Source organism: Halomonas sp. SH5A2 (genome assembly GCF_014263395.1).
Classification (GTDB): Bacteria; Pseudomonadota; Gammaproteobacteria; order Pseudomonadales; family Halomonadaceae; genus Vreelandella.
Genome location: NZ_CP058321.1, coordinates 1242506 through 1266294, shown reverse-complemented (window position 1 = coordinate 1266294; position 23789 = coordinate 1242506). Strand labels below are relative to the sequence as shown.

Sequence of the window (23789 nt, the reverse complement as noted above, 5' to 3'; positions counted from 1 at the left end):
GATCCAGCGCTTACCGATTTAGTGCTAACCGACATCCTGGGCTCTCCTTCGCGGTGCTTTTAGACACAGCTTGAACACAGCTAGGCCTCTGCCACGATGCGCTCGTAAGTAACAAACGCATAATCAGGCTGCTGTTCGTTAGGCTGCCCGGCCACGCGTTGCGTTTCGCGCCACTCGCTGGAGTCTAACAAAGGGAAGTACGCATCACCTTCTACCTCTATGTCAACTTCTGTGACATAGAGCCGGGTCGCGAACGGCATGGCCTGACGATATATCTCACCGCCGCCCATCACCATGACTTCTTCGGCCGCCTCAATGGTCGCCTGTTGGTCAGCCAGTGCAAGAGCCGCAGGAAGGTCATGGCAGACCCGCACACCTTCGTGAGAAAACGCTTCCTGGCGGGTCACCACGATGTTTAACCGATTAGGCAACGGCTTGCCAATCGAGGCAAAGGTTTTACGCCCCATCACCAGTGGCTTGGCTTGGGTCATGCGCTTAAAGAATTTCAGATCTTCGGGCAAATACCAGGGTAGCTGCCCTTCCACCCCGATGACACGATTTTTCGCCATTGCCACAATCATGGCCACAGGTACCAGCGGCTCGAACTGACTCATACCGCCACCTCGGCTTTGATATGAGGGTGCGGCTGATAGTCGGCTATCTCAATATCGTCGAACTGGAAATCAAAGAGATCGTTGACCTTGGGGTTCAGGTTCAACCGCGGCGGAGCATTGGGCGTGCGACCAAGCTGCTGCTCCGCCTGCGCCAGGTGGTTACTGTAAAGGTGGGCATCGCCCAGGGTATGCACAAACTCGCCGGGCTTTAGCCCGGTTACCTGGGCCACCATGCTCAGCAGCAAGGCATAGCTTGCAATATTGAACGGCACGCCCAGGAAAATATCGGCGCTGCGCTGGTAGAGCTGACAGGAAAGCCGCCCGTTCGCCACGTAAAACTGGAACAGGCAGTGGCACGGCGGCAGTTGCATATCGTCCACCTGGGCTGGGTTCCAGGCTGAAACTACCAGCCGACGCGACTGGGGCGACGTGCGAATCTGCTCCAGCACATTGGCAATTTGATCAACGCTGCCGCCTTTGGGGTCGGGCCAGCTACGCCACTGGTAACCATAGACCGGCCCCAGATCACCGTTTTCATCCGCCCAGTCATCCCAGATACGCACGCCGTTGTCTTTCAGGTAGGCGATATTGGTATCGCCTTTTAAAAACCACAACAGCTCGTGAATAATCGAGCGCAAATGCAGCTTTTTAGTGGTCAACAGCGGAAAACCACGCGACAGGTCAAAGCGCATTTGGTGGCCAAACACCGAGCGGGTGCCCACCCCGGTGCGGTCATGGCGATCGGTCCCCTGATCCAATACTTGGCGCATCAAATCTAAATAGGGCTGTTCGAGTGCCTCTTTTATCGGCGTCGTTGCAGTCACGTTAATCCCAGATCAAGTCATCAATTAATGTCTATTCTATACATGTGAACCGCCAGCGAACAGTGAACCACTGACGACTCACCATTCGCTACTCAACGTACGGAATCTATCGGCTGTTGGCGCGACCACGCCATCAACAAAATACCAAACGCGATCATGGGTAGCGTCAGCAGCATGCCCATGGTCACCCAGCCAAAGGCGATAAAGCCGATGTGGGCATCGGGCATACGGAAGAACTCGACCACGAAGCGGAAAACGCCGTAGCAAAGCAAGAACAGGCCTGAGATAAAGCCGCGCGCTTTCGGCTTGGCCGATGCAAACCACAAAATACAGAACAGCACCAGGCCTTCTAACAACGCTTCGTAAAGGGCTGACGGATGACGCGGTTCCGGCCCCATGCCAGGAAACGGCATTCCCCAGGGTAGCGAGGTGACACGCCCAGGCAGTTCATGGTTTATAAAATTACCAATACGGCCAGCACCAAGCCCAATGGGCACCAGCGGGGCAATAAAATCGGTTAACGTAAATATGGTCAATTGCTTACGCCTTGCAAAGAACCAGGCCGCCAGCAGCACCCCTATAAGCCCGCCATGGAAACTCATGCCGCCATCCCAGACTTTAAACACCCATAGCGGGTCGGCCGCCCACTGCCCCAGGCCATAGAACAGCGCGTAGCCTAAACGCCCTCCGGCGACCACCCCGATGGCACAGTAAAACAGCAAATCGCCGATATCGTCTCGGCTCAGCCCAATTCGCGCTGCTCGCCGACACCCCAACCACCAGGCGGCCACAAACCCCACGACGTACATCAGCCCATACCAATGAACTTGCAGCGGCCCAATGGCGATGGCAACCGGATCGATTGTTGGATAATTAATCATCTAGGCTCTCTAATTAGTGGGTCTATTGATGTGTCTGAATGGATTAACACGATTGGCTCAACAGTTCTGTCTTTCTCGGCAACGTTGTCTTACTCAACGGTGTCCAACCCAACAATGTCTAACTCAACAAAAACTTAAGCCCCACAACGGTGAGCAGGGCCGCAAACGCCCAGCGCAAGACGTGGCTGGGCAACCGGTGTGCCAATCGAACGCCCAGTCGGGCGAAGGGAATACTTGTCATGACGATGATGATAAAGGCGGGCCACATAACATAACCCGTGGCCCAGGAAGGTAACTGGGAATTGTTCCAGCCCATCCATATGAAAGTGACGGCGCCGAATAGCGCAATAGGTACACCACAAGCGGCTGACGTCGCCACCGCCTGGGTCACACTCGCCCCGCAGCGCGACAGCCAGGGAACCGCCAAGGTGCCACCGCCGATGCCAAACAACGCCGACACGCCGCCAATCACACTCCCTGCCAGCACCATCGCATAGCGAGGGGGTTGGGCAGATTGGCGTGGCGAAGGCGTGAACCCAAGCGCCATTTTAACGGCAACCGACAGGACAAACAGACCAAACAGCGTGCCCAGCAGCGGCCCTGCCAACTGCCCGGCAACCAGCACGCCCAGAATGGCACCGGCCATTAACCCAGGTAGCAAGGCGAGAAACCAGGACAGGTTGATACTCCCCCGCCGCCAGTGGCCGAGCGTCGATGACGTCCCTGTCACTACGATGGTCGCCAGCGAGGTGCCGATAGCAAGGTGCATCACCACATCAGGCGATAGCCCTTGCAGGGTGAAGGCCGTGGCTAAAGCGGGCACAATAATCAACCCGCCTCCAACGCCAAAAAGGCCCGCCATCGTGCCGGCGACAGCGCCAAGCAGCCAATAGCCGAGTAACGTCATCGCCAAGGCACTCATTCGCCAGACGATACCCGTTGATTATCGGGGAACCACTTGGCAATGATGCCCAGCAGGGTGTCGGGCTGATAGGGTTTGGTCAGCAGATCATCGAGCCCTGCAGACAAGCATTCGTCCTGCCCCATATTGTCAGCGTTCGCAGTAAGCGCGACGAGAACACTTTTGCGCCCGTCTTGGGTTGCCTCGACTTCGCGCCAGCGACGGGTCGTTTCCAGCCCGCTGAGTGTGGGCATGAAAATATCCATGAAAACCAGATCAAAATAGCTTTGCTGTTGACGCTCGAGCGCCTGTTCTCCGCTGCTCACGCCCTCGACATACAGGCCGTGATTTTCGAGCATCTGCCTCGCTAACATGAGGTTAACGGGGCCATCATCAACAACCAGCACGCGCAACGACGTTGCCACCGGCGCTGTACCTGAAGCCTCAGTCTGGACGTCACGGTCTTGCACCAAATTCATTAGCAAGGCCCGAATATCGGCGATTCGCTCGCGCACCTCGAGCATGTTGGCCCGACAATCTTCGCTGACTTGGCTATTTAATTGCTCGCTTAAACGTGCAAACAGCGCATCGGTTTCGCGCTGTAACAAACCCAGGTACTCGGACTTGAGCCGCGACTCTTCTCGCGCTCGGTCGCGCCCGGCGAGTAAACGTTTTACCTGCTGCTGTTGGTCATGCAGGTCATCAAGAAGCACCTTGGCCTCTTCGTCATCGCTGACAGTTTCCTTCGTTGGCGAAAGCGAACGGCCACCTAACGATGTCACCAGGCGAGACAACACATGGCTAACGTTAGCAATGCGTGCGAAAGGCGGTGTTGTAGACACTTCTTCCAGCATTGGCGCTTGTTGGGACGACGCTATAGCCATTTGCCGACTAATGGCTTGCGTATGCCTTTCAAGCTCAACCAACTGCTGCATCAGTCGCGCTTCTTTGTGCTTAAAACGTGATTTCACCAGCATCAAAAACGCCGCCACGTTCAAGCAACTGCCGATCAGCAGCGCTAACATCAACCATAGCGAAATGCTCCATGAGGCGTAGCCAGGCGAAACCCAACCAACCAACCAAACCACCAGCACGCATAACACCACCAGTGCGGCCTGCACCAGTAGCAGCGGCCATAGCACTGGCCATATCAACGTGTTCCAGAAATGCTCCCGTTGATTAGGTTGCATATGATAGCGCCTTCCTCTCTGGCAAAACGACACATCTCGCAAAACGACTCAAGCGAATGCGAAAACCTGATGATCCACGCAATTGTTTAGCAACTTGGGTTAGTGTAGGAAATGACAGGCAGCAAGTGTACGTCGAGACGCGTGGAGTGTCATGTACGCACTGCCTGAAACACCAACCTGACAATTGAGCCCTTCATGTGTTTAATCGCTTTCCGTTGGCATCCCGGATCTGCAACACCTTTGCAACTGATCGGCAATCGCGATGAGTTCCATGCACGCCCGACAGCCCCACTCGCGCCCTGGCAGGACGCTCCCTGGCTGGTCGGTGGGCGCGATCTGGAGGCAGGAGGAAGCTGGCTTGCGGCCAACCATCAGGGCACGGTCGCGGCGATTACCAATGTTCGTGATCCTGCCTTGAGCTCAGCGCCTGGCGCGCCGAGCCGCGGGCAGCTGGTGAAACAAGCGTTGGATTGCGACAACATCAAGGCATGGTTAGACAGCCTTGCTGAAGGTGGGGCGGCTGAGTACGCGGGATTCAACTTGCTGGTTGCCACCCCCACTCAACTTTGGTGCTTGCATCGCGGCCGCGAGCAAGTGTCACTCCACGAAGTGTCGCCGGGCATTCACGGCCTGTCTAATGCAACACTCAACAGCCCATGGCCAAAACTGCTATCGGCCAGAGCTGCGCTTGAACAGGTTGATCCCATACACTTTCCGGGCAAGGCGCTGGACGCCTTCCAGAACCCCCATCAAGCGCCCATATCGGCGCTACCGGACACCGGCGTGGGCACCGAACTTGAACAACAGCTATCAGCGGCATTTATTGTCGGCGAGCGCTACGGCACCCGCGCCACCAGTTGGTTAACGCTCGCTGACAATGGCGACGTCTCTCTGACCGAGCAACGTTTTGGGCCGTGGGGGGCATTTGAAGGGGAAACGACGCTCAGCGTCCCTTGCGAACGCTGAGCGAAAAGAATCCTAATCACGCGGGGGTAGCAAATGCGAAAGCTGCCAGTCGTCCATCCGTTTATCCAGGTGCATATGCACCTGGGCAGGCGTATCCAGCAACATGACTTCCGAGAGCAGCTGCTGAGCATCCTTGAAAGAGACCCGACGAATGGCCGCGCGCACTTTGGGAAGGCTCGGGGCGTTCATGGACAGACTCGTGAAACCCATTGCCATCAACAACAGCGCTCCCGCCGGATCACCGGCCAGCTCACCGCATAACGAAATAGGCTTTTTGAGCCGTAGTGCATCCTGTGACAGCTCCTGCAGCGCCCCCAGCAGCGCCGGATGCAGTGCATCATAAAGGCTTGAAACGCGCGGATTGTTACGGTCTACCGCGAGAAGGTACTGCGTCAGGTCGTTACTGCCCACCGAGAAGAAATCCACCCGCTTGGCCAAGGCATCCATTTGATAGATAGTGGCCGGCACTTCGATCATGACACCAACCTTGGGACGCTCTACGTCGATACCCTCCTCGCCTAGCTCCAGGATGGCACGGTCCAGCAAGCGCAGTGCTTCGTCCACTTCTTCCACGTTGGTAATCATGGGGAAAAGCACGTAGAGGTTATCGAGCTCTTTGGACGCTTTCAGCATCGCCCGCAGTTGGACCATCAAGACTTCCGGGTGGTCCAGCGTCACGCGCATACCGCGCCAGCCCAGGAAGGGGTTGGCTTCTTCGATCGGGAAATACGGCAGGTCTTTGTCGCCGCCGATATCCAGCGTGCGCATGACCACCGGTAACGGCGAGAAGCTCTCCAACTGATCACGGTAGAGTCGTATCTGTTCTTTCTCGCCGGGGAAGCGCTCGGTAATCATGAACGGCACTTCGGTACGATAAAGCCCCACACCGCTTATACGGCTTTTAAGCAAGGCAGCGGCATCGACGGCCAACCCGGTATTCACCATCAGCGGCATATCATGGCCATCCGGTGTCTCGCTGGGCAGGTCCTGTTCGTGCGACAACAGCTCGCTGAGGGCTTCTTCTTCGGCAATCAGGCTTTCATAGCGGGCTTTCAACTCAGGAGCAGGCCTGACGAACAACCGCCCCCGGTGGCCGTCGAGCACGACTGGCGCTCCCGAAAGACGCGGCAGTGGCAGATCCACCATGCCAAGCACCGTGGGTATACCCATGGCGCGCGCAACAATCGCCACGTGTGACGTGCTCGAACCACGCACTGACACCAGCCCTTTCAACTTGTCGCGGGGCACCTCACCCAGCATCGCAACGCTGATTTCATCGCCGACCAGAATGGCGTTATCGGGATAGGTCTCCGGCGTTGAAGGGGAATCCTCCTGCAAGTGGGCCAGCACGCGACGCCCCAGGTCGCGAATATCCGCCGCTCGCTCGCGCAGGTAGTTGTCATCCACGCGCTCAAGATATTGCACATGGCGACGTACCACGTCGGCCAACGCGCCGGGCGCCCACTGCCCTTCACGAATACGTTTTTCAACTTCCTCTGAAAGCGCCGCTTCACCAAGCATTTGTTGATAAACGTCGAACAGCGCTAACTCCTGAGTCGAAATCCGATTGACCAATCGCTCGGCCGCTGCACGGATTTCAGCGCGGGTTTTGGCAATGGCCTCCTTGAGCCGTGCGACCTCGAAGTCCTCATCACTGGGAACCAGATCAGGCACGCTATTAAGATCCGATGGTGGTGTGATCACCACGGCCTCGCCCATCGCCATACCCGGCGACGCTGCCACACCCTTGAACATGGTCTGCCCACTAGGCAGCGCGCGGCGGTTTAAATTGCCTGTGGCTAACGCATGTGCCAACACACCCGCGAGCTGTGCGGCCATGGTCACCAGGAACGCTTCGTCTTCATCGTCGTACTGGCGCTGCTCGGCCTGTTGCACGACCAGCACGCCCAGCATTAGACGCTGGTGGATAATGGGCACACCCAGAAAGCTCGAATAGCGCTCCTCGCCGGTCGCCTCAAAATAGCGAAAGTGGGGATGGGATTGAGCATCTTCGAGGTTAAGCGGCTCACTGCGCTTGGCGACCAGCCCTACCAAGCCCTCGCCTAGTGGAAGCACCACCTGCCCGACCGCCTGAGTACGCAGGCCGATGGTTTCCATAAGCACAAGCGATTCAAGCTCTTTATCGTAAAGATAAAAAGAACACACATCGGTTTGCATCGCTTTACGAATGCGCCGCACCATGGTGGCCAATGCGGCATCCAGGTTGCGCGCGCTATTTACTTCCTGAATAACGCGTCGCAGAACCTCAAGCATGGACGTTTTACTTTTCACTATTATTTGCCTCGCTGAGGAATTTCTTGGCCGTCAACCACCACCCTATCGCAGGGCGGCGGTTCACTCATCTATTAATGCCAATCGTTGAACGCGGGGCGATAGCTCGCGGAGCGCACGGCGATACACTTCACGCTTGAACGGCACAACCTGACCAAGGGGGTACCAGTAGCTCACCCACCGCCACCCATCAAACTCGGGCTTGGGCGTCGCCGTCATGCAGATACGGCTGTCCTCGCAGCGGATCTGGAGTAAAAACCACTTCTGCTTTTGGCCAATACAAACTGGCCGCGAATGTGTGCGAATCATGCGTCGTGGCAGACGGTAGCGCAGCCAGCCCCGGGTGCAAGCGACAATATCAACGTCATTGGCGGTCAGACCAATTTCTTCGTGAAGTTCACGAAAAAGAGCTTCTTGCGGCGTCTCGCTTGATTTGATGCCTCCCTGGGGAAACTGCCACGCATTCTGTCCTACACGACGCGCCCATAGCAGCTGCCCCTGGCGGTTGGCGATAATAATGCCAACATTGGGGCGAAAGCCGTCAGCGTCGATCACGGACATCACCTTATAAATATTAAATTATGACCATTTTTCCACAAGGACAACAAGCGTATCAATACAATATAGCGTCAAGTTACCAACGCATCGCGGCGTGTCGGTGTCAAAGCATCGGCGACTCTGCGATAATCCGGCGCTTCACGTCTGGCTGCAAACGACCATTATCAACCATAAGGGGAGCGCCGTGAGTCTGGCCATTTTCGATTTGGATAATACCCTGCTATCCATCGATAGCGATCACGCCTGGGGGGAGTTCCTGCTTGAGCAGGGGGCGGTAGACCCCGTTGCCTACCGGGAAGCCAATGACCGTTTTATGGCCGATTACCAGGCGGGCACGCTCGACATGGCCGACTTTCTAGCCGTCGCGCTAAAGCCGCTTGCCGACAACACGCCGGAGCAGCTTGCCGCTTGGCATCAGCAGTTCATGGCCAGCAAAATCGAGCCCCATATCCAGCCGAAAGCTGAAGAATTGCTGGCCCGCCACCGTACCATGGGCGATACACTGCTGATTATCACCGCCACCAATCGCTTCATTACCGGGCCGATTGCCGAGCGCCTGGGCGTTGAACATCTGATAGCCGTTGAACCCGAATGCATCGATGGTCACTACACCGGCCGTGTTCAGGGTGTGCCTAGCTACCGTGAAGGTAAAGTCACCCGCCTGGAGCAATGGCTGGAAGAGCAGGAAATGACCATGGACGACGCCTGGTTTTACAGCGACTCCCACAATGACCTGCCGCTACTGGAGAAAGTCGAAAACCCGGTGGCCGTCGACCCTGACGACACCCTGCGCCACATCGCCGAAGAGCGCCAATGGCGGATCATGAGTTTGCGGGACTGATAACCATAGCTGGAAGCTTGAAGACCGGCGCTTTGCGCCTGGAAGAAGGAAGAACAGCCAGGCTCACTGAAGATATCGACCAAAAAAAGCCCCACAGGCCAAAGTCTGCGGGGCTTTCTTATCTCTTATCTCTTACCTCTTACTTCTCCGCTCAGCCGAGCAGGTGCTCGACCGCGGCGCGCTCTTCGCGCAGCTCTTTCTCGGTGGCTTTCATCTTCTCTTGGCTGAATTCGTCAATTTCAAAGCCTTGAACGATTTCATACTTGCCACCCTGGCAACGTACCGGGTAGGAGTAGATGATGCCTTCTTCAATGCCGTAGCTGCCGTCAGACGGAATGGCCATGCTGACGATGCCCTTGGAACCCAGCGCCCAATCGTGCATATGGTCGATGGCCGAAGAGGCAGCAGAGGCGGCAGAAGAGGCGCCACGTGCTTTGATGATCGCCGCGCCGCGCTGCTGTACGGTGGGGATAAAGTCGTTTTCGTACCAGTCGCGTTCAACCAGATCGAACGCTGCCTTGCCGTCGACTTTGCACTGGGCCAGATCCGGGTACTGGGTAGCACTGTGGTTACCCCAGATGATCAAGTCTTCAACGTCGGTGACGTGCTTGCCGGTTTTCTGTGCCAGCTGCGTCAGAGCGCGGTTGTGGTCCAGGCGCGTCATGGCAGTGAACTGGCCTGCGTCCAGATCCGGCGCGTTGCAGGAAGCAATCAGCGCGTTGGTGTTGGCCGGGTTACCGACGACCAGCACTTTCACGTCACGGCTGGCATAGTCGTTCAGCGCCTTGCCTTGAACGGAGAAGATCGCGGCGTTGGCTTCCAGCAGGTCCTTACGCTCCATACCCGGGCCACGCGGACGAGCGCCGACCAGCAGAGCGTAATCGGCATCTTTAAACGCAACGTTCGGGTCGTCAGTGGCGACGATATCTTGTACCAGCGGGAAGGCACAGTCGTTGACTTCCATCACCACGCCCGTCAGCGCGTCCATTGCCGGGGGAATTTCCAGCAGCTGGAGAATGACAGGCTGATCCGGCCCCAGCATGTCGCCAGCGGCGATGCGGAAAATAAGAGAGTAACTAATCTGACCGGCGCCGCCGGTAATCGCAATACGTACTGGATCTTTCATCATTGCTCCTTGGTTGGTTCGCCTGAGGGTGGGTCGACAGAACTCAAGACGAAGAGATGGTATGCCCAGTTGGGCAAAAACTCAATCAGACATGAGACTAGTACCCATTTGGCATACTTGCGATCCACACAGTGGTCTGCGACTCGCTGAAAAGTGTAAGTTGCGCTAAGGTGTCAACGTTTTAAAGCTGCCTTTCTCGTGTTACCAAGGACATGGACGCCCCATGCGAAGAATCCCGTTCTCTTACGCCCTCGCTAGCCTGCTCGTGCTGGCACTGGTGATATGGCTCGCCTTGGGAAACTTCCAGGGCTTTCAAAGCGCTCCCCCGGATGCCCCTGATCGCCAGGATGAAGGCCCGAGGGTCGAGGTAGTTGAGCAACAGAGCATCGTCTTTATTCCTGAGCAAATTGTCCAAGGCCAACTGACGGCAGAGCGCGAAACCACCCTGCGCGCCAATGTAGCGGGCTTTGTGGCCGAGAAGCCGGTGGACCAAGGCAGCCGCGTTGCGGCGGGCGAGACGCTGTTAGTGCTGGATAACGACGCATTGCCCGAGCAACTGCAACAGGCACGCGACGAGCTGGCCGTCGCCGAGGCGGAATATGCCGGTGCCCGCAACCTGCGCGAGCGGGAATTGATCTCCCAGCCCGAGCTACTCCGCCTGCAGAGTGCGCTCAGCGCCAGCGCCGCCTCGGTGGCCCAGCTGCAGAACCAACTGGATGACAGCCGCCCCACCGCGCCTTTTGATGGCGTGCTTAACCGCGTACAGGTAGAACTCGGCGACTTACTCCAGCCCGGTGAAGAGTGGGGCCAACTGGTCGATGACCGCCGCCTGAAAGGCGCTGCCTGGGTATCACAGCAACAGGTGGGCGATTTAAGCGTGGGGTTGCCGGTTACCGCTCGGCTGCTGAACGGCGACCATCTGGAAGGCGAGTTGACCTTTATCAGCCACCGTGCCGAAGAGGCCACGCGCACTTTTTACATAGAAGCTACGCTAGACAACCCGGCCGGTAAACGCCTCGCGGGCGGCAGCGCGGAGCTGACAATAACCCTACCGCCCCGCCAGGTGCATACCCTCTCCCCCGCGCTGCTCAGCCTGGATAGCGAAGGCCAACTGGCGGTCAAGCACCTGGATGACAACGACCAGGTACAACAGACCGCCGTGGAACTGGTCAGTGCTGATACCCAGCGCGCCTACGTGACCGGCCTGCCCGACCCGCTACGCCTGATTACGCTGGGCGCAGGCATGGTGGACGTTGGCGAAACGGTCGCCCCGGTAACCACTGAAGAAGCCACCATTTCACAACCATTAACTGGCCAGGATAGCATTCATGCGCCAGTTGATTGATGCCGCGCTTGCCCACAGCCGCACGACGTTAATGCTGTTGGTAGGTTTGCTACTGGCAGGTATTACGGCCTGGCAGGTGATTCCCAAGGAAGCCAACCCCGACGTCACCATTCCGATGATTTACGTCTCGCTGTCTCTGGAGGGCGTAAGTCCCGAAGACGGCGAGCGGCTACTGATTCGTCCCATGGAGCAGGAGCTGCGCGGCATTGAAGGACTGCGCAAGTTTACCGCCCAATCCAGCGAAGGCCTTGGCTCGATCACGCTGGAGTTCGACCCCGGCTTTGACCCGGATACCGCGCTGACCGACGTCCGCGACCGCGTGGATATTGCCCGCAGCGAGCTGCCTGACGAGGCCGATGAGCCGCGGGTGATGGAGGTCAATGTATCCGAGTTCCCGGTATTGACCATTGGGCTGTCAGGGCAGTTGGACACCCGCGAACGCATGACCGTTGCCCGACGCCTGCAGGAAGAGATCGAAGGCATTGCCGATGTGCTGGAAGTCGATATTGCCGGTGAGCGGGAAGACTTGCTGGAGATCGTGGTCGATCCGCTGGTACTGGAGAGCTACGGGGTCGATTTTGATGCGCTGTTCAATCAGGTATCGCGCAATAACCGCCTGGTAGCAGCGGGCAGCCTGGATACCGGCGCGGGGCGCCTGGCGTTAAAAGTCCCCGGTATTATCGAGTCCCTTGACGATGTCATGAACATGCCGGTCAAGATCGATGAAGATCGCGTGGTCACCTTTGGCGATGTCGCGTGGATCAACCCTACCTACAAAGACCCCGAAGGCTTTGCCCGCATTGATGGTCAACCTGCGGTAGTACTGGAAATTTCCAAACGCGCCGGGGCCAATATTATCGCCACCATTGGCGCGGTGCGTGAAAGATTAGCCGAAGCCGATGACCTACTCCCCGACCAGTTGCGCTTCACCACCATTCTGGATGAGTCGACCACCGTTGAGAATATGCTCTCCGAGCTCTTGAACAACGTGCTCACCGCCGTGGTGCTGGTGCTGATTGTGGTGGTGGCAGCGATGGGTTGGCGTATGGCCTTGCTGGTCGGGCTCACCATTCCCGGCGCCTTTTTGACCGGCATCCTGCTAGTGTGGGCGTTTGGCTTTACGCTCAATATCGTGGTGCTGTTCGCGCTGATTCTGGTGGCCGGCATGCTGGTGGACGGCGCCATCGTGGTCAGCGAGCTTGCTGATCGCCACCTGCGCGATGGCCAAGCCCCCCATCAGGCATGGCTTAACGCCGCTTCGCGGATGAGTTGGCCGGTCATCGCCTCGACGGCCACCACCCTCGCCGTATTTATCCCCCTGCTGTTCTGGCCCGGCGTGGTCGGCCAGTTCATGAAGTACCTGCCCGCCACGGTGATCTTGTGCCTTTTAGCGTCGCTGGCCATGGCGCTGGTGTTTTTACCGACGCTTGGCCGTTTGTTTACACGTACCGCGCCAGCGACTAATAGCGCTAACCCTGAAGAGGCGACGACGTCGTTTGGACGCGGCTATCGCCACTTGCTGGCCAGGCTGCTCAAGCACCCCGCCTGGGTGCTGCTGGTGACGGTGCTGTTAATGGCGCTACTGTATACCGGCTATGCGCGCTTCAACCACGGCGTCGACTTCTTTCCCAACGTGGAGCCAGATAGTGCACAGGTGCTGGTGCGCGCCCGAGGCGATTTTTCGGCGCAGGAGACTGACGCCATTGTGCAGCGGGTAGAAGCCAACCTATCCGGCATGAGCGAAGTGAGAGCACTGTATGCGCGCTCCTTCGCGGTACCCAACGAGCAGATGGGCAATGACGTCATCGGCATGCTGCAGTTCCAGTTTATTGACTGGCATGAGCGCCGCCCCGCCCAGGCGATTTTAGACGATATGGCCGAGCGCGCCGGAGATATTCCCGGCATTACGCTGGAATTCCAGGAGCAGGAAATGGGCCCGGGTGGCGGCAAGCCCATTGTGCTCGAAGTGAGCGCCACCGACCCGGACGTTGCCGATACAGGGGTTAACCAACTGACCCAATTAATGCGCGAGCTGGGCGGCTTTACCGATATTCAGGATAACCGCAGCCTGCCTGGTGTGGAGTGGCGGGTGAACGTGGATCGGGAAGCCGCGGCGCGTATGGGTACTGATGTGACAACCATTGGTAGCGCGGTGCAATTGCTCACCACCGGCCTTCAGGTAGCGAGCTATCGCCCGCCCGAAGTGAACGATGAAGTGGATATCCGCGTACGGCTGCCGCAAAACTGGCGCTCGCTGGATCAGCTCGAGCGATTGACCATCAATACCCAGCGGGGCCAGGTACCCATCTCGCATTTTGTAACCCTGGAGCCAGCCCCCAAAGTCGGCACGCTCAACCGCATCGATGGCCGCCGGGCGATTACCATAGACGCCGACCTTGCCCCAGGTTATCTCGCTGATGAGCGCTTGAATGCGCTGCTGAATGCCAGTAGCGACAATGTGCCTGAGGGCTTGATGGTCAATGTGGCGGGCGAGCAGGAGGATCAACAGGAGTCGATGCAGTTCCTGACCAGCGCGTTTCTGGTTGCTATCGGTTTGATGGCGCTGATTCTGGTGACCCAGTTCAATAGCTTCTATCAGGCAGGCCTGGTGCTTTCGGCAATTGTGTTTTCCACCGCGGGGGTGCTGATGGGGCTGCTGATAACGGGCCAGGCTTTCGGTATTGTCATGGTGGGGATGGGGGTGATTGCCCTGGCGGGCATCGTGGTCAATAACAATATCGTCTTGATCGACACCTACAATGAGCTGCGTGACCAGGGCATGACACCGGCCGAAGCCGCCTTGGAAGCGGGCTGCTTACGCTTGCGCCCAGTGCTGTTAACGGCGATCACCACGGTGCTGGGGCTGATGCCGATGGTGCTGGGGATCAATGTGGACTTATTTACACCGGCGCTCGGTTTTAATGCCCCTTCCGCCCAGTGGTGGACGCAAATGTCCAGCGCCATTGCCGGCGGGCTGACCTTCGCCACCGCGCTAACGCTGCTACTCACGCCCTGTATGTTGGTGATTGGGGGTAAACGGAGGTAAATGCCTTGCAAGCGCCAAACTTATCAACCCACGGCGGCGAGACCACTGCTGATCGCTCAACAAGTTAAGCGCCTACAAAACCCGAGATTTAAGCGGGGGCATTAGAGGTTTCAGGGCTGTGCGCCGCGTGCAGACGGGCAATCAGCTGGTCTTCAAGGGCAAAACGCTCGGTCAATCCGCGCGCCAAGCGATCAATCCAGGCTGGCAAACGAGCGATATTCTGCTCGCAACTGGCAGTGGTGGCAAAGTCGGTGTCAAACGCCAACACCATTTCCGTCGACATCTCCAACCGCTCGAGCAGTTTGTCCGCGATACTCAGCGCACTGTCATCGTTGAAAGCGCGCGCTTCTTCGGACAACTGTGGATAAACTTCGAAATGACCCGCACTGATGTAGTCCATCAGCGATTCACTGAAATGATCAATGCGAGCCTTGCTGACACTTTCGAGTTCTGCGTCACAGGCCTCTTTCAGCTCGATAAAGCTAATCAGTAAATCGCGGCGCTGCTGCAGCCAACGATCAATCAGGCTGTGCACGCCACCCCAGCGCTCCTGGGCATTTTTACAATCTTCGAGCATGGGGCTCTCCTTGCTTTTCGCCGCCGTTAACAAGGCTAGACTCGCTTTTCCACTCTGCGCTGTCAATCCTCGTCAGGATGATTTACCTCATCCCATGATTAAGCCTACTGACTGAAAAGCATGGCACGCTGACGCGCCAGTACAATCATACGCAATGGTATGAGCAACAGTACTGCAAAACCAATCAGTGTCCACGCCGGTAGCGATAGTCCCAATAAGCTAAAATCGATCTCGGCGCATTCGCCAGAGCCCGTCAGCACCATGGCGACCACTTCCTGCATGGGAAGGACATCAATCATGTAATCCAGGCCTGGGCCGCAGGTAGGCACTTCATCGGCGGGCAACGACTGAAGCCAGACATGGCGACCCGCAATGAAGGCCCCTGCCCCGGCGGTCAGCAAACCAAAGACACCATAGACCACCTTGCCACCGCGGCTCGCCGGGTTGTGTATCGCGGCTATAAGCAACACCACGCCGCTTGCGATCACCGCCACGCGCTGAAACACGCATAACGGGCAGGGTTCATACCCACCGATATGCTCGAGACCCAGCGCAACCGCCATCATGAAAATACAAAAAACGACGCCAAATAGCGCCGCTGGACGGATGGACGGCGTCTTCATCATTTCTTCTCCGCGGTCAGTGACGATAGCGCGCGCGATTCCCGTGCGTGGGCAAAATAGTCACGCAGAAAATCGTCGAAGCTTACCTGCTCATCGGCCTCAATATCGTGCTGTTGCTGATGAGACGTTTCCACCAGTTGGTCCAGCAGCGCTTCACGACAGCGCTGCATCGGTGTACTTTTCAGTTCACTGGCTTGAGTTTGAGCAAGGTGTAACAACGTATCACTGAGAGAGCCATTACCGGCTTGCAATTGCGCGAGCAGCTGCGCCGACGGCGTCAACGAAGGGTCGTCAAGGCGCGGTGACAGCGCCTCCAGGGCGTCTGCGTGGGGAGTGCCCTTTTCGACGGCATCCAACAGTCGCGCCACTTCGGCCATTTCGGCAAACACCTGCTTGCCCCATGCCGCCACCGTGGTCGATTCGCCGTCACGCACCAGCGTCAATGCCGGATCCCGCCCGCGCTCCACCACAAAACGACGGTTGTCATCAAGCCGATCGCATTCTTCGTCCGAAATCCATGGGCTCTCGCTCAGCAGACACCACATCAAGAAGGTATCGACAAAGCGCATTTGCGTTTCGTCAATGCCCAGCGGATCAAAGGGGTTTAAATCCAGGCAGCGTACTTCGATGTACTCGACGCCGCGGGCTTCAAGCGCCTGGCTGGGCGTTTCATTATGCTTGGCGACCCGCTTGGGACGAATATCGCTGTAGTACTCGTTTTCGATCTGCAGAATATTGGCATTGAGCTGCTGCCAGTCGTCACCCACCTTGACGCCCATTTTTTGATAATCGGGCCAGGGCGAGGAAATTGCGTGCCGCAGGGTATTGACGTAATTGGAGAGCGAGTTGAAGCAGATCTTCAACTGCGATTGCACCTTGTTCTGGTAACCAAGGTCCGACATGCGCAGCGTGGTCGCATAAGGCGCGTAGTAGGTATCGTCGCTCAACGGTTTGAGCTTGTCCGGCACCTTGCCATCGGGCAGAAAGCTTTTGTCCACAGCCGGCGAAGCGCCAAACAGATACAAAAGCAGCCAGCTATGGCGTCGGAAATGCCGGATCATGCTGAAATAGCGGGTTGAGCGATAATCGTTAAAAGGCACATTGGTCGCTTGTTCCAGCTCACGCAGCGCCTGCCACATATCATCGGGCAGCGACATGTTGTAATGCACCCCGGCGATAGCCTGCATAATCCGCCCGTAGCGCACGTCGAGCCCCTTGCGATAGACGTGCTTCATGGTACCGACATTTGAGCGGCCGTAATCGGCAATCGGCACGCTGTCATTACCCGACAGGCGCGATGGCATACTGCCCGGCCAGATCCACTCGTCCGCCAGATGCTGATAGGTAAAGGTATGCAGGTCAGAAAGAAATGCCAACGCCTCACCCGGCTCTGAATATACCGGCGTGATGTACTCGATCAACGACTCAGAGTAGTCGGTGGTGATGTGCGGATGGGTCAGTTTGGAGCCCAACGCATAAGGATGCGACGTTTGCGCAATGTGCCCCCGCGCATCGACCCGCAGGCCTTCTTTTTCCAGTCCGCGGCGCAGGCGACCAAGCCGGCCCAACCGGGCGCTGGGTAGCAAACGGTCAACCGTGGCCGTTAGTGAAGATGGCACAGTGAGTGGTTCAGGCAAGGTGAACACTCCTTGTCAGTAAGGCCCGTGCACGCACGCGCCTTTGTGGAATCAGGTGGCATTGCCAGCGTTTACCCATCAAGATAAACAGCAGGATATGGCGGCAGCCATGTTTTTTTCAAGGCGACGTTTTCAAGACGGTGTTTTCATGGCACGCGACTATTTGTCCTGTCTGGCTTTGAGCAAGGCCGCCCCCAGCGCGCCCACCGCGGCAGGCGTTTCGTCGGACGTTTTAGACTGGCGCTGGCTGCGCGAGGGTTTGCGCGGCTCATTTTCCTTGGAGGAGCGAGTCGTTGCAGGCCGAGCGTCATTTGGCTCACGTTCCGGCTCATCGTCCAAACGCATGGAAAGGCCTACCCGCTTGCGGGGAATATCCACGCTCATGACTTTGACAGTGACGATATCGCCAGCTTTGACCACACTGCGCGGATCGTCGATAAAGCGGTGGGATAGCGCCGAAATATGCACCAGACCATCCTGATGAACGCCGATATCCACAAAGGCGCCGAAATGGGTCACGTTGGTGACCGTGCCTTCCAGCACCATTCCCTGCGTCAGGTCGTTAAGGGTTTCGACCCCTTCGCGGAACTCGGCGGCCTTGAATTCGGGCCGTGGGTCGCGGCCGGGTTTATCCAGCTCGGCAAGGATGTCACTCACCGTGGGCACCCCAAAGCGCTCGTCGGCAAAATCGGCAGGATTTAATGACTTGAGCGTGGCGCTATCGCCAATCAGTCCTTTGACATCCCGGCCGCTTTGCTTCGCCATGCGCTCCACCACCACGTAGGCCTCTGGGTGAACGGCACTGGCATCCAACGGGTTGTCGGCGTTACTGATACGCAAGAAGCCGGCGCACTGCTCAAACGTCTTAGGGCCAAGACGGCTGACCTCGAGAAGCGCCTGGCGGCTTTTGAAAGCACCCTGGACGTTGCGCTGAGCCACCACATTCTCGGCGATGGCAGCGCTTAACCCGGCCACCCGCGACAGCAGCGCGCTCGATGCGGTATTCAAGTCCACACCCACCGCGTTCACACAGTCTTCAATGACCGCTTCCAGGCTACGCGACAGCTGCATTTGTGAGACATCGTGCTGATACTGGCCGACGCCAATCGACTTGGGCTCGATCTTGACCAGCTCGGCCAGCGGGTCCTGCAAGCGGCGGGCAATCGACACCGCGCCGCGCACCGTCACGTCCAGGTCCGGGAGCTCTCTGGAAGCGTATTCCGAGGCGGAGTAAACCGAGGCCCCTGCCTCACTCACCATGACCTTGCTGAGCCGATAATCAGGCGCGAGCGCTTTGAGTAACGCCCCTGCCAGCTTGTCGGTTTCACGGCTGGCGGTGCCATTACCCACGGCAATCAATTGAACACCGTGCTGTTTAACCAGTTTGGCGAGCACACCCAGCGCGTCGTCCCAACGTTTCTGCGGCGCATGGGGGTAAATCGTTGCCTGGTCGACAAACTGCCCGGTGGCATCGACGACGGCCACTTTGCAGCCGGTTCGCAGGCCAGGGTCAATCGCCAGGGTGACTTTCGGCCCCGCCGGCGCGGCCAGCAGCAGATCTTTGAGGTTGGCCGCAAAGACGTCAATCGCAGTTTGTTCCGCCGTTTCGCGCAGACGACCCAGCAGTTCGGTTTCCAGGGACGTATAGAGCTTGACTCGCCACGTCCAGCGCACTACTTCGACCAGCCACTTGTCGGCGGCACGACCCTGGTCGCTGATGCCAACATGCTTGGCGATCGCCACCTGGGCAGGGTGGATAGGCGCTTCGTCTTCGCCCGGCAGGCGAATGGCGAGGCTCAATACGCCCTCGTTACGGCCACGGAACATGGCAAGCGCGCGGTGCGACGGCACTTTGGCAAGCTTTTCGTCGTGCTCGAAATAATCAGAGAACTTGGCGCCCTCCTGCTGTTTACCGTCCAGCACGCGGGCGCTTAGTTCGCCTTCCTGCCAGAGCCGCTCGCGAAGCTGGCCGATCAGATCGGGGTCTTCGGCAAAGCGCTCCATCAGGATCTGCTTGGCCCCATCGAGGGCTGCCTTGGCGTCTTCAATCGCCGGAATATCGCCCTCTGCCGGACGCAGATAACGGGACGCTTCGCTTTCAGGGTTAAGCGTTGGATCGCCAAGCAACGCATCCGCCAGCGGCTCTAAACCGGCCTCACGGGCGATTTGCGCTTTGGTGCGGCGCTTTTTCTTGAACGGCAGGTATAAATCTTCAAGACGCTGCTTGGTTTGCGCGTCGTCAATCGCAGCTTTTAACGTCGCGTCCAGCTTACCTTGCTCATCAATGGCGGCCAGAATCGCGATGCGACGCTCTTCCAATTCGCGCAGGTAGCGTAAGCGCTCATCCAATTGACGTAATTGGCTGTCGTCCAGCGCGCCGGTGACTTCCTTACGGTAACGGGCGATAAACGGCACGGTAGCGCCACCATCAATAAGCTCTACCGTGGCCGCCACTTGTTCGGGGCGAACGCTCAACTCGTCAGCTAAGCGGGTAATAATTCGCTGATTAACATCCATAAATGGCAACTAACTCATGCAGCACTTTTTAGTGCCCACAAGGTACCACAATCGCCCAGCCCCTGCCTCAGGCAGCCACAAAACGTAACGCTACGCCGTTATTGCACCACCGTAGACCGGTTGGGTCGGGGCCATCTTCAAACACGTGACCTTGGTGGCCGCCGCAGCGGGCGCAGTGGTATTCAGTGCGCGGCCATATCATTTTGAAATCGAGCTCAGAAAGTAAATGGCCTTCTATATGCTCGAAAAAACTCGGCCAGCCGGTACCCGAGTCGAATTTCATGGCGCTGGTAAACAGCACCAGATCGCAGCCCGCACAGCGGTACTCGCCTTCGCGCCACTCATCATCCAGCGGACTTGAAAAGGCGGGTTCAGTGCCATGCTCACGCAGTACGTCAAAGGCTTTATCGGACAGCCGTTCACGCCATTCTTGTTCGCTGAGTTCGAGCGGCTCGATATCCGGCGCCGCTTCGAGATCGAGCCTTGGAAAACCAAACGATACACCGGGGGTTGCCCCGGCCAGCCCCGTGAGACCTGCAAGGCCCAAAAAGTGACGACGTTTCATGAGTCAACTCCCATAGCGGTCAGTACAAAAAGGGGCAGCGCCGTGGCGCTACCCCTTCAGACACCTTAGTGGTGCTGGCGTTCTAAACCTTACAGGACAAGCACAAAAATCAAGTCAACTGCGGCCCGGCGTGAACAATTGCTTGGTTAACACCTTCAAATTTCTTGAAGTTATCAACAAACTTTGTCACCAGGTCTTGCAAGTGGCGGTCGTAAGCCGTGCGGTCTTCCCAGGTATCGCGTGGATCAAGCAGGCTTGAATCCACGCCTGGCACCGCCACGGGCACATCCAAATTCAGCCCATCAATATGCTTGGTTTGCACATCGCGCAGCACACCGGACTGGATCGCGCTGATGATCGCGCGGGTGGTGGGAATTGAGAAGCGTGCACCGCCCTCCCCGTAGGCACCACCGGTCCAGCCGGTATTGACCAGGTAGACCTGGGCATCCTGCTTATCCACACGCTTGATCAGCAGGTCCGCGTATTCGCGCGCCGGACGCGGGAAAAACGGGGCGCCGAAACAGGTAGAGAATGTCGCCGCCAAGCCTTCAGAAGAGCCCATTTCCGTCGAGCCCACCTTGGCGGTGTAGCCCGACAGGAAATGATACGCCGCTGCTTCCTTGGAAAGTACCGATACCGGCGGCAGCACGCCGGACATGTCGCAGGTCAAGAACACGATGGCATTCGGTTCGCCCGCAAGGTTTTCCGGCACACGCTTTTCAACGTGCTCCAGCGGGTAAGCGGCACGCGAATTCTGGGTCAGACTATCGTCGACGTAATCCGGCTCGCGACGGTCGTCCAGCACCACGTTTTCCAGCACGGTGCCAAACTTGATGGCATTCCAGATCACCGGCTCGTTCTTCTCCGAAAGATCGATACACTTGGCGTAGCAGCCGCCTTCCATGTTGAACACAGTGCCATCGCCCCAGCCGTGCTCGTCGTCACCAATCAGGTAACGGGCCGGATCGGCAGAAAGCGTAGTTTTACCGGTACCGGAGAGGCCAAAGAACAGGCAGGTTTCGCCGTCTTCACCGACGTTGGCTGAGCAGTGCATGGGCAATACATCGGCGTCGGGCAACAGGTAGTTTTGCACCGAGAACATGGCTTTCTTCATTTCACCGGCGTAGCGCATACCCGCGATAAGCACCTTTTTCTCGGCGAAGTTAATGATTACACACCCTTCAGAAGAGGTGCCGTCGCGGCTGGGGTCACAGACAAAGTCGGCGGCGTTGAGAATCGTCCACTCATCTTTTACGGCAGGGTTAAACACCTGAGGTCGCACAAACATGGTACGCCCGAACAGGTTTTGCCAGGCGGTTTCCGTGTGGACCCGCACGGGCAGGTAATGAACGTCGTCGCTGCCTACGTGCAACTCGGAAACAAAATGCTCGCGCGAGCCCAGGTAATCTTCAACCCGCGACCAGAGTGCCGAAAACTTACCTGCATCAAAAGGCCGGTTGACGCTACCCCAATCAATGCTGTCGCGAGTAGAGGGTTCATCAACAATAAAGCGGTCTTTCGGCGAACGGCCGGTACGAATACCCGTGTTCACTACCAGAGCACCGTTTGCCGACAGGCGGCCTTCGCCACGCGCCACGGCGCGCTCGATCAATTCGGCGCTACAGAGGTTAACGTGGGCTTGATGAGCGGCTTGAGTCGTGGTCATGTCGATTCCTGGATTTTCTCGATTACCGGGCGCCACCGACGCCTTAAAGTTCATCCCGGCACAAGGCTGGGCGCTTAAGTCCGGCGCATTATGGCAAAAAGAAAGCCCCCGGAAAACGGGGGCTGGAAGCAAATATGTTGTAGTTAAACTACAACATTGACACCATATTTTGTGTTGCGGCGCAGTATTTTTTCAAACACTTGTTTGGCCAATTCGCCCAAGTGACTGGTATGGCTCGCGCCCGTCAGCGGCGTTTTAAACATGGGCCTTGACCGGCATGACTACAAAATCAATGGATAGTGGGTGAAGGTGCGTCAGGGTTGTCCAATAAACTTTCAATATCCGCTGCCGTGTAGTGATATTTCGTGTGGCAGAAGTGGCACTGGGTATTGATTTCGCCCTGTTCACGCAAAATATCCCGCAGCTCAGCGCTACCCAGCGTCAGCAATCCACTACTCATACGCTCGCGGGAGCAGGTACAGCCAAAACGCAACGCTTTCGGCTCAAAGACGCGAACGGTCTCCTCGTGATAAAGCCGAAACAGCACTTCACGCTGCTCAAGGCCCAGCAGCTCTTCGGACTTGATGGTATCGGCCAGATGAACGCTGCGCTCCCAGGCGTCTACGTCCTGGTTCTGAGAGGCGTCGGGCAGGCGTTGAAGGAGCAAGCCCCCTGCCCGTTCACCGTCCGCGGCCAGCCATAGCCGCGTGGGTAGCTGCTCCGACTGGGTGAAATAGGCCTCCAGACAACCGCTCAAGGTATCGTGGTCAAGTGCGACCACCCCCTGATAGCGATTGCCGTCGCGGGGGTCGAGGGTAATCACGATTTGCCCGTCACCGACCATGTCACGAAAACTGGCATGCTCACTGGGTAAAGCGCCGCCATCAGCAATCCGGGCAATAGCCCGCAACTCGCCCCCGGGGTTGGATTCCGCCATTAACAGCGACAGCTCACCTTGGCCGCGTACTTCTATGCTGAGGGTGCCATCCAGCTTCACGGTATCCGTCAGCAGCGCAACAGCGGCCAATAATTCGCCCAGCAGTTGGTTGACCGCAGGTGGGTAGGCATGACGGTCCAGCACTTCATGGTAAGCGTTGGATAGCGTCACGATCTCGCCGCGCACGTTGGTTTGGTCAAACAGGAAACGTTGGATTTGATCAGACATAAGAAAACCGTTGGGGGGAAATAAAAAGGAACCGGCGAGCGAGGGAGCTCACCCCCCTTGCTCGCGTTGAAAACGCTGGATATCGCGACGCTGTTTTTTGTCAGGACGCTTGATCGGATGCTGCATAACTTCGTTGTTTAACCGCCGTGCTTCGGCCTCGCGGGCGCGGCGCTTAACGCTTTCCTGGGTTTCGGCGTACAGTTTGCGGGCTTCGGGAGCGCCCTTCCGCTGGTCTGAAAGCGCGATCACTTCCACCTCAAACACATCCCAACCCTGGGGCACCTTGATTAACGCGCCAAGCTCTACGTTCTTGCTGGTTTTGGCCCGGCCACCGTCGTAGTGCACCTTGCCACCTTCGATGGCTTTTTTCGCCAGGGCACGGGTTTTGAAAAAACGCGCAGCCCATAGCCATTTATCCAAGCGAATACCATCACTCATTAACGCTCTCCTTGCTG

The 23789-nt window shown here is 57.5% G+C and carries 20 protein-coding genes; 4 read left to right on the top strand and 16 right to left on the bottom strand.

Going from position 1 to position 23789, the window contains the following annotated elements; genetic code table 11:
- Window positions 1–80: 80 nt before the first annotated feature.
- The 5 genes from HXW73_RS05900 to HXW73_RS05880 form a co-directional block, all read right to left on the bottom strand.
- Window positions 81–614: a dihydrofolate reductase gene (locus tag HXW73_RS05900; RefSeq protein WP_186255325.1), complete on the bottom strand. Its 534-nt coding sequence runs from the start codon at window positions 612–614 to the stop codon at window positions 81–83.
- The gene (locus HXW73_RS05895; RefSeq protein ID WP_274600591.1) at window positions 611–1438 is read right to left on the bottom strand and encodes a thymidylate synthase; all 828 of its coding nucleotides are present in this window, start codon (window positions 1436–1438) and stop codon (window positions 611–613) included. The genes HXW73_RS05900 and HXW73_RS05895 overlap by 4 nt, the downstream gene beginning before the upstream one ends.
- A 92-nt stretch (window positions 1439–1530) precedes the next feature.
- A complete protein-coding gene (gene lgt / locus HXW73_RS05890; RefSeq protein WP_186255324.1) occupies window positions 1531–2319 on the bottom strand; it encodes a prolipoprotein diacylglyceryl transferase in 789 nt (262 codons plus the stop codon).
- A gap of 118 nt (window positions 2320–2437) precedes the next feature.
- Window positions 2438–3241: a sulfite exporter TauE/SafE family protein gene (locus tag HXW73_RS05885; RefSeq protein WP_186255323.1), complete on the bottom strand. Its 804-nt coding sequence runs from the start codon at window positions 3239–3241 to the stop codon at window positions 2438–2440.
- The gene (locus HXW73_RS05880; RefSeq protein WP_186255322.1) at window positions 3238–4410 is read right to left on the bottom strand and encodes a response regulator; all 1173 of its coding nucleotides are present in this window, start codon (window positions 4408–4410) and stop codon (window positions 3238–3240) included. Before HXW73_RS05880 ends, HXW73_RS05885 begins: the two co-directional genes overlap by 4 nt.
- A gap of 195 nt (window positions 4411–4605) precedes the next feature.
- Between HXW73_RS05880 and HXW73_RS05875 the strand changes: the two genes are divergently transcribed.
- Window positions 4606–5376: an NRDE family protein gene (locus HXW73_RS05875; protein ID WP_186255321.1), complete on the top strand. Its 771-nt coding sequence runs from the start codon at window positions 4606–4608 to the stop codon at window positions 5374–5376.
- 12 nt (window positions 5377–5388) lie between these two features.
- Here HXW73_RS05875 and ptsP read toward each other — a convergent pair whose 3' ends face one another.
- Together ptsP and HXW73_RS05865 are read right to left on the bottom strand one after the other, a co-directional pair.
- Window positions 5389–7650, bottom strand: coding sequence for a phosphoenolpyruvate--protein phosphotransferase (gene ptsP, locus HXW73_RS05870; RefSeq protein ID WP_186255320.1), 2262 nt, complete (start codon window positions 7648–7650; stop codon window positions 5389–5391).
- A gap of 81 nt (window positions 7651–7731) precedes the next feature.
- Window positions 7732–8223 (bottom strand): RNA pyrophosphohydrolase, encoded by a 492-nt coding sequence (locus HXW73_RS05865; protein ID WP_085920235.1) that lies wholly within the window; start codon window positions 8221–8223, stop codon window positions 7732–7734.
- A 187-nt stretch (window positions 8224–8410) separates the two neighbouring features.
- Here HXW73_RS05865 and HXW73_RS05860 point away from each other — a divergent pair, with 187 nt between their 5' ends.
- The gene (locus HXW73_RS05860; protein WP_186255319.1) at window positions 8411–9067 is read left to right on the top strand and encodes a histidinol-phosphatase; all 657 of its coding nucleotides are present in this window, start codon (window positions 8411–8413) and stop codon (window positions 9065–9067) included.
- A 151-nt stretch (window positions 9068–9218) separates the two neighbouring features.
- Here HXW73_RS05860 and HXW73_RS05855 read toward each other — a convergent pair whose 3' ends face one another.
- Window positions 9219–10193, bottom strand: a complete 975-nt coding sequence (locus HXW73_RS05855) for a malate dehydrogenase (RefSeq protein WP_222105030.1) — start codon at window positions 10191–10193, stop codon at window positions 9219–9221.
- 223 nt (window positions 10194–10416) lie between these two features.
- Here HXW73_RS05855 and HXW73_RS05850 point away from each other — a divergent pair, with 223 nt between their 5' ends.
- Both HXW73_RS05850 and HXW73_RS05845 read left to right on the top strand, forming a co-directional pair.
- Window positions 10417–11538 carry an efflux RND transporter periplasmic adaptor subunit gene (locus HXW73_RS05850; RefSeq protein WP_186255317.1) on the top strand — a complete coding sequence of 374 codons (1122 nt, stop codon included), beginning with the start codon at window positions 10417–10419 and terminating at the stop codon, window positions 11536–11538.
- The gene (locus tag HXW73_RS05845; RefSeq protein WP_186255316.1) at window positions 11522–14584 is read left to right on the top strand and encodes an efflux RND transporter permease subunit; all 3063 of its coding nucleotides are present in this window, start codon (window positions 11522–11524) and stop codon (window positions 14582–14584) included. The genes HXW73_RS05850 and HXW73_RS05845 overlap by 17 nt, the downstream gene beginning before the upstream one ends.
- Before the next feature lie 88 nt (window positions 14585–14672).
- Here HXW73_RS05845 and rsd read toward each other — a convergent pair whose 3' ends face one another.
- From rsd to hslR, 8 genes are all read right to left on the bottom strand, one after another.
- Window positions 14673–15161 (bottom strand): sigma D regulator, encoded by a 489-nt coding sequence (gene rsd / locus HXW73_RS05840; protein ID WP_186255315.1) that lies wholly within the window; start codon window positions 15159–15161, stop codon window positions 14673–14675.
- A gap of 104 nt (window positions 15162–15265) precedes the next feature.
- Window positions 15266–15784, bottom strand: a complete 519-nt coding sequence (locus tag HXW73_RS05835) for a disulfide bond formation protein B (RefSeq protein ID WP_186255930.1) — start codon at window positions 15782–15784, stop codon at window positions 15266–15268.
- Entirely contained in the window at window positions 15784–17421 is a 1638-nt protein-coding gene (gshA, locus tag HXW73_RS05830) for a glutamate--cysteine ligase (protein ID WP_186255314.1), read from the bottom strand. The genes HXW73_RS05835 and gshA overlap by 1 nt, the downstream gene beginning before the upstream one ends.
- A 159-nt stretch (window positions 17422–17580) precedes the next feature.
- A complete protein-coding gene (locus HXW73_RS05825) occupies window positions 17581–19938 on the bottom strand; it encodes a Tex family protein (protein WP_186255313.1) in 2358 nt (785 codons plus the stop codon).
- Between the two features lie 67 nt (window positions 19939–20005).
- Window positions 20006–20503: a peptide-methionine (R)-S-oxide reductase MsrB gene (msrB, locus tag HXW73_RS05820; RefSeq protein WP_186255312.1), complete on the bottom strand. Its 498-nt coding sequence runs from the start codon at window positions 20501–20503 to the stop codon at window positions 20006–20008.
- A 109-nt stretch (window positions 20504–20612) separates the two neighbouring features.
- On the bottom strand, window positions 20613–22169 hold the full coding sequence (locus tag HXW73_RS05815; protein ID WP_186255311.1) for a phosphoenolpyruvate carboxykinase: 1557 nt from the start codon (window positions 22167–22169) through the stop codon (window positions 20613–20615).
- Window positions 22170–22458: 289 nt separating this feature from the next.
- Complete coding sequence (gene hslO, locus HXW73_RS05810; protein ID WP_186255310.1) at window positions 22459–23334, bottom strand: Hsp33 family molecular chaperone HslO; 876 nt, start codon at window positions 23332–23334, stop codon at window positions 22459–22461.
- A 48-nt stretch (window positions 23335–23382) separates the two neighbouring features.
- Window positions 23383–23772, bottom strand: a complete 390-nt coding sequence (gene hslR / locus HXW73_RS05805) for a ribosome-associated heat shock protein Hsp15 (RefSeq protein WP_186255309.1) — start codon at window positions 23770–23772, stop codon at window positions 23383–23385.
- Window positions 23773–23789 lie beyond the last annotated feature (17 nt).

What these genes read in the sequence shown, in the direction of transcription:
- HXW73_RS05900 (WP_186255325.1), bottom strand. Translation starts at nt 614, where the DNA reads ATGAGTCAGTTCGAGCCGCTGGTACCTGTGGCCATGATTGTGGCAATG.
- lgt (WP_186255324.1), bottom strand. Translation starts at nt 2,319, where the DNA reads ATGATTAATTATCCAACAATCGATCCGGTTGCCATCGCCATTGGGCCG.
- HXW73_RS05885 (WP_186255323.1), bottom strand. Translation starts at nt 3,241, where the DNA reads ATGAGTGCCTTGGCGATGACGTTACTCGGCTATTGGCTGCTTGGCGCT.
- HXW73_RS05880 (WP_186255322.1), bottom strand. Translation starts at nt 4,410, where the DNA reads ATGCAACCTAATCAACGGGAGCATTTCTGGAACACGTTGATATGGCCA.
- HXW73_RS05875 (WP_186255321.1), top strand. Translation starts at nt 4,606, where the DNA reads ATGTGTTTAATCGCTTTCCGTTGGCATCCCGGATCTGCAACACCTTTG.
- ptsP (WP_186255320.1), bottom strand. Translation starts at nt 7,650, where the DNA reads ATGCTTGAGGTTCTGCGACGCGTTATTCAGGAAGTAAATAGCGCGCGC.
- HXW73_RS05855 (WP_222105030.1), bottom strand. Translation starts at nt 10,193, where the DNA reads ATGAAAGATCCAGTACGTATTGCGATTACCGGCGGCGCCGGTCAGATT.
- HXW73_RS05850 (WP_186255317.1), top strand. Translation starts at nt 10,417, where the DNA reads ATGCGAAGAATCCCGTTCTCTTACGCCCTCGCTAGCCTGCTCGTGCTG.
- HXW73_RS05845 (WP_186255316.1), top strand. Translation starts at nt 11,522, where the DNA reads ATGCGCCAGTTGATTGATGCCGCGCTTGCCCACAGCCGCACGACGTTA.
- rsd (WP_186255315.1), bottom strand. Translation starts at nt 15,161, where the DNA reads ATGCTCGAAGATTGTAAAAATGCCCAGGAGCGCTGGGGTGGCGTGCAC.
- HXW73_RS05835 (WP_186255930.1), bottom strand. Translation starts at nt 15,784, where the DNA reads ATGAAGACGCCGTCCATCCGTCCAGCGGCGCTATTTGGCGTCGTTTTT.
- HXW73_RS05825 (WP_186255313.1), bottom strand. Translation starts at nt 19,938, where the DNA reads ATGGATGTTAATCAGCGAATTATTACCCGCTTAGCTGACGAGTTGAGC.
- msrB (WP_186255312.1), bottom strand. Translation starts at nt 20,503, where the DNA reads ATGAAACGTCGTCACTTTTTGGGCCTTGCAGGTCTCACGGGGCTGGCC.
- HXW73_RS05815 (WP_186255311.1), bottom strand. Translation starts at nt 22,169, where the DNA reads ATGACCACGACTCAAGCCGCTCATCAAGCCCACGTTAACCTCTGTAGC.
- hslO (WP_186255310.1), bottom strand. Translation starts at nt 23,334, where the DNA reads ATGTCTGATCAAATCCAACGTTTCCTGTTTGACCAAACCAACGTGCGC.
- hslR (WP_186255309.1), bottom strand. Translation starts at nt 23,772, where the DNA reads ATGAGTGATGGTATTCGCTTGGATAAATGGCTATGGGCTGCGCGTTTT.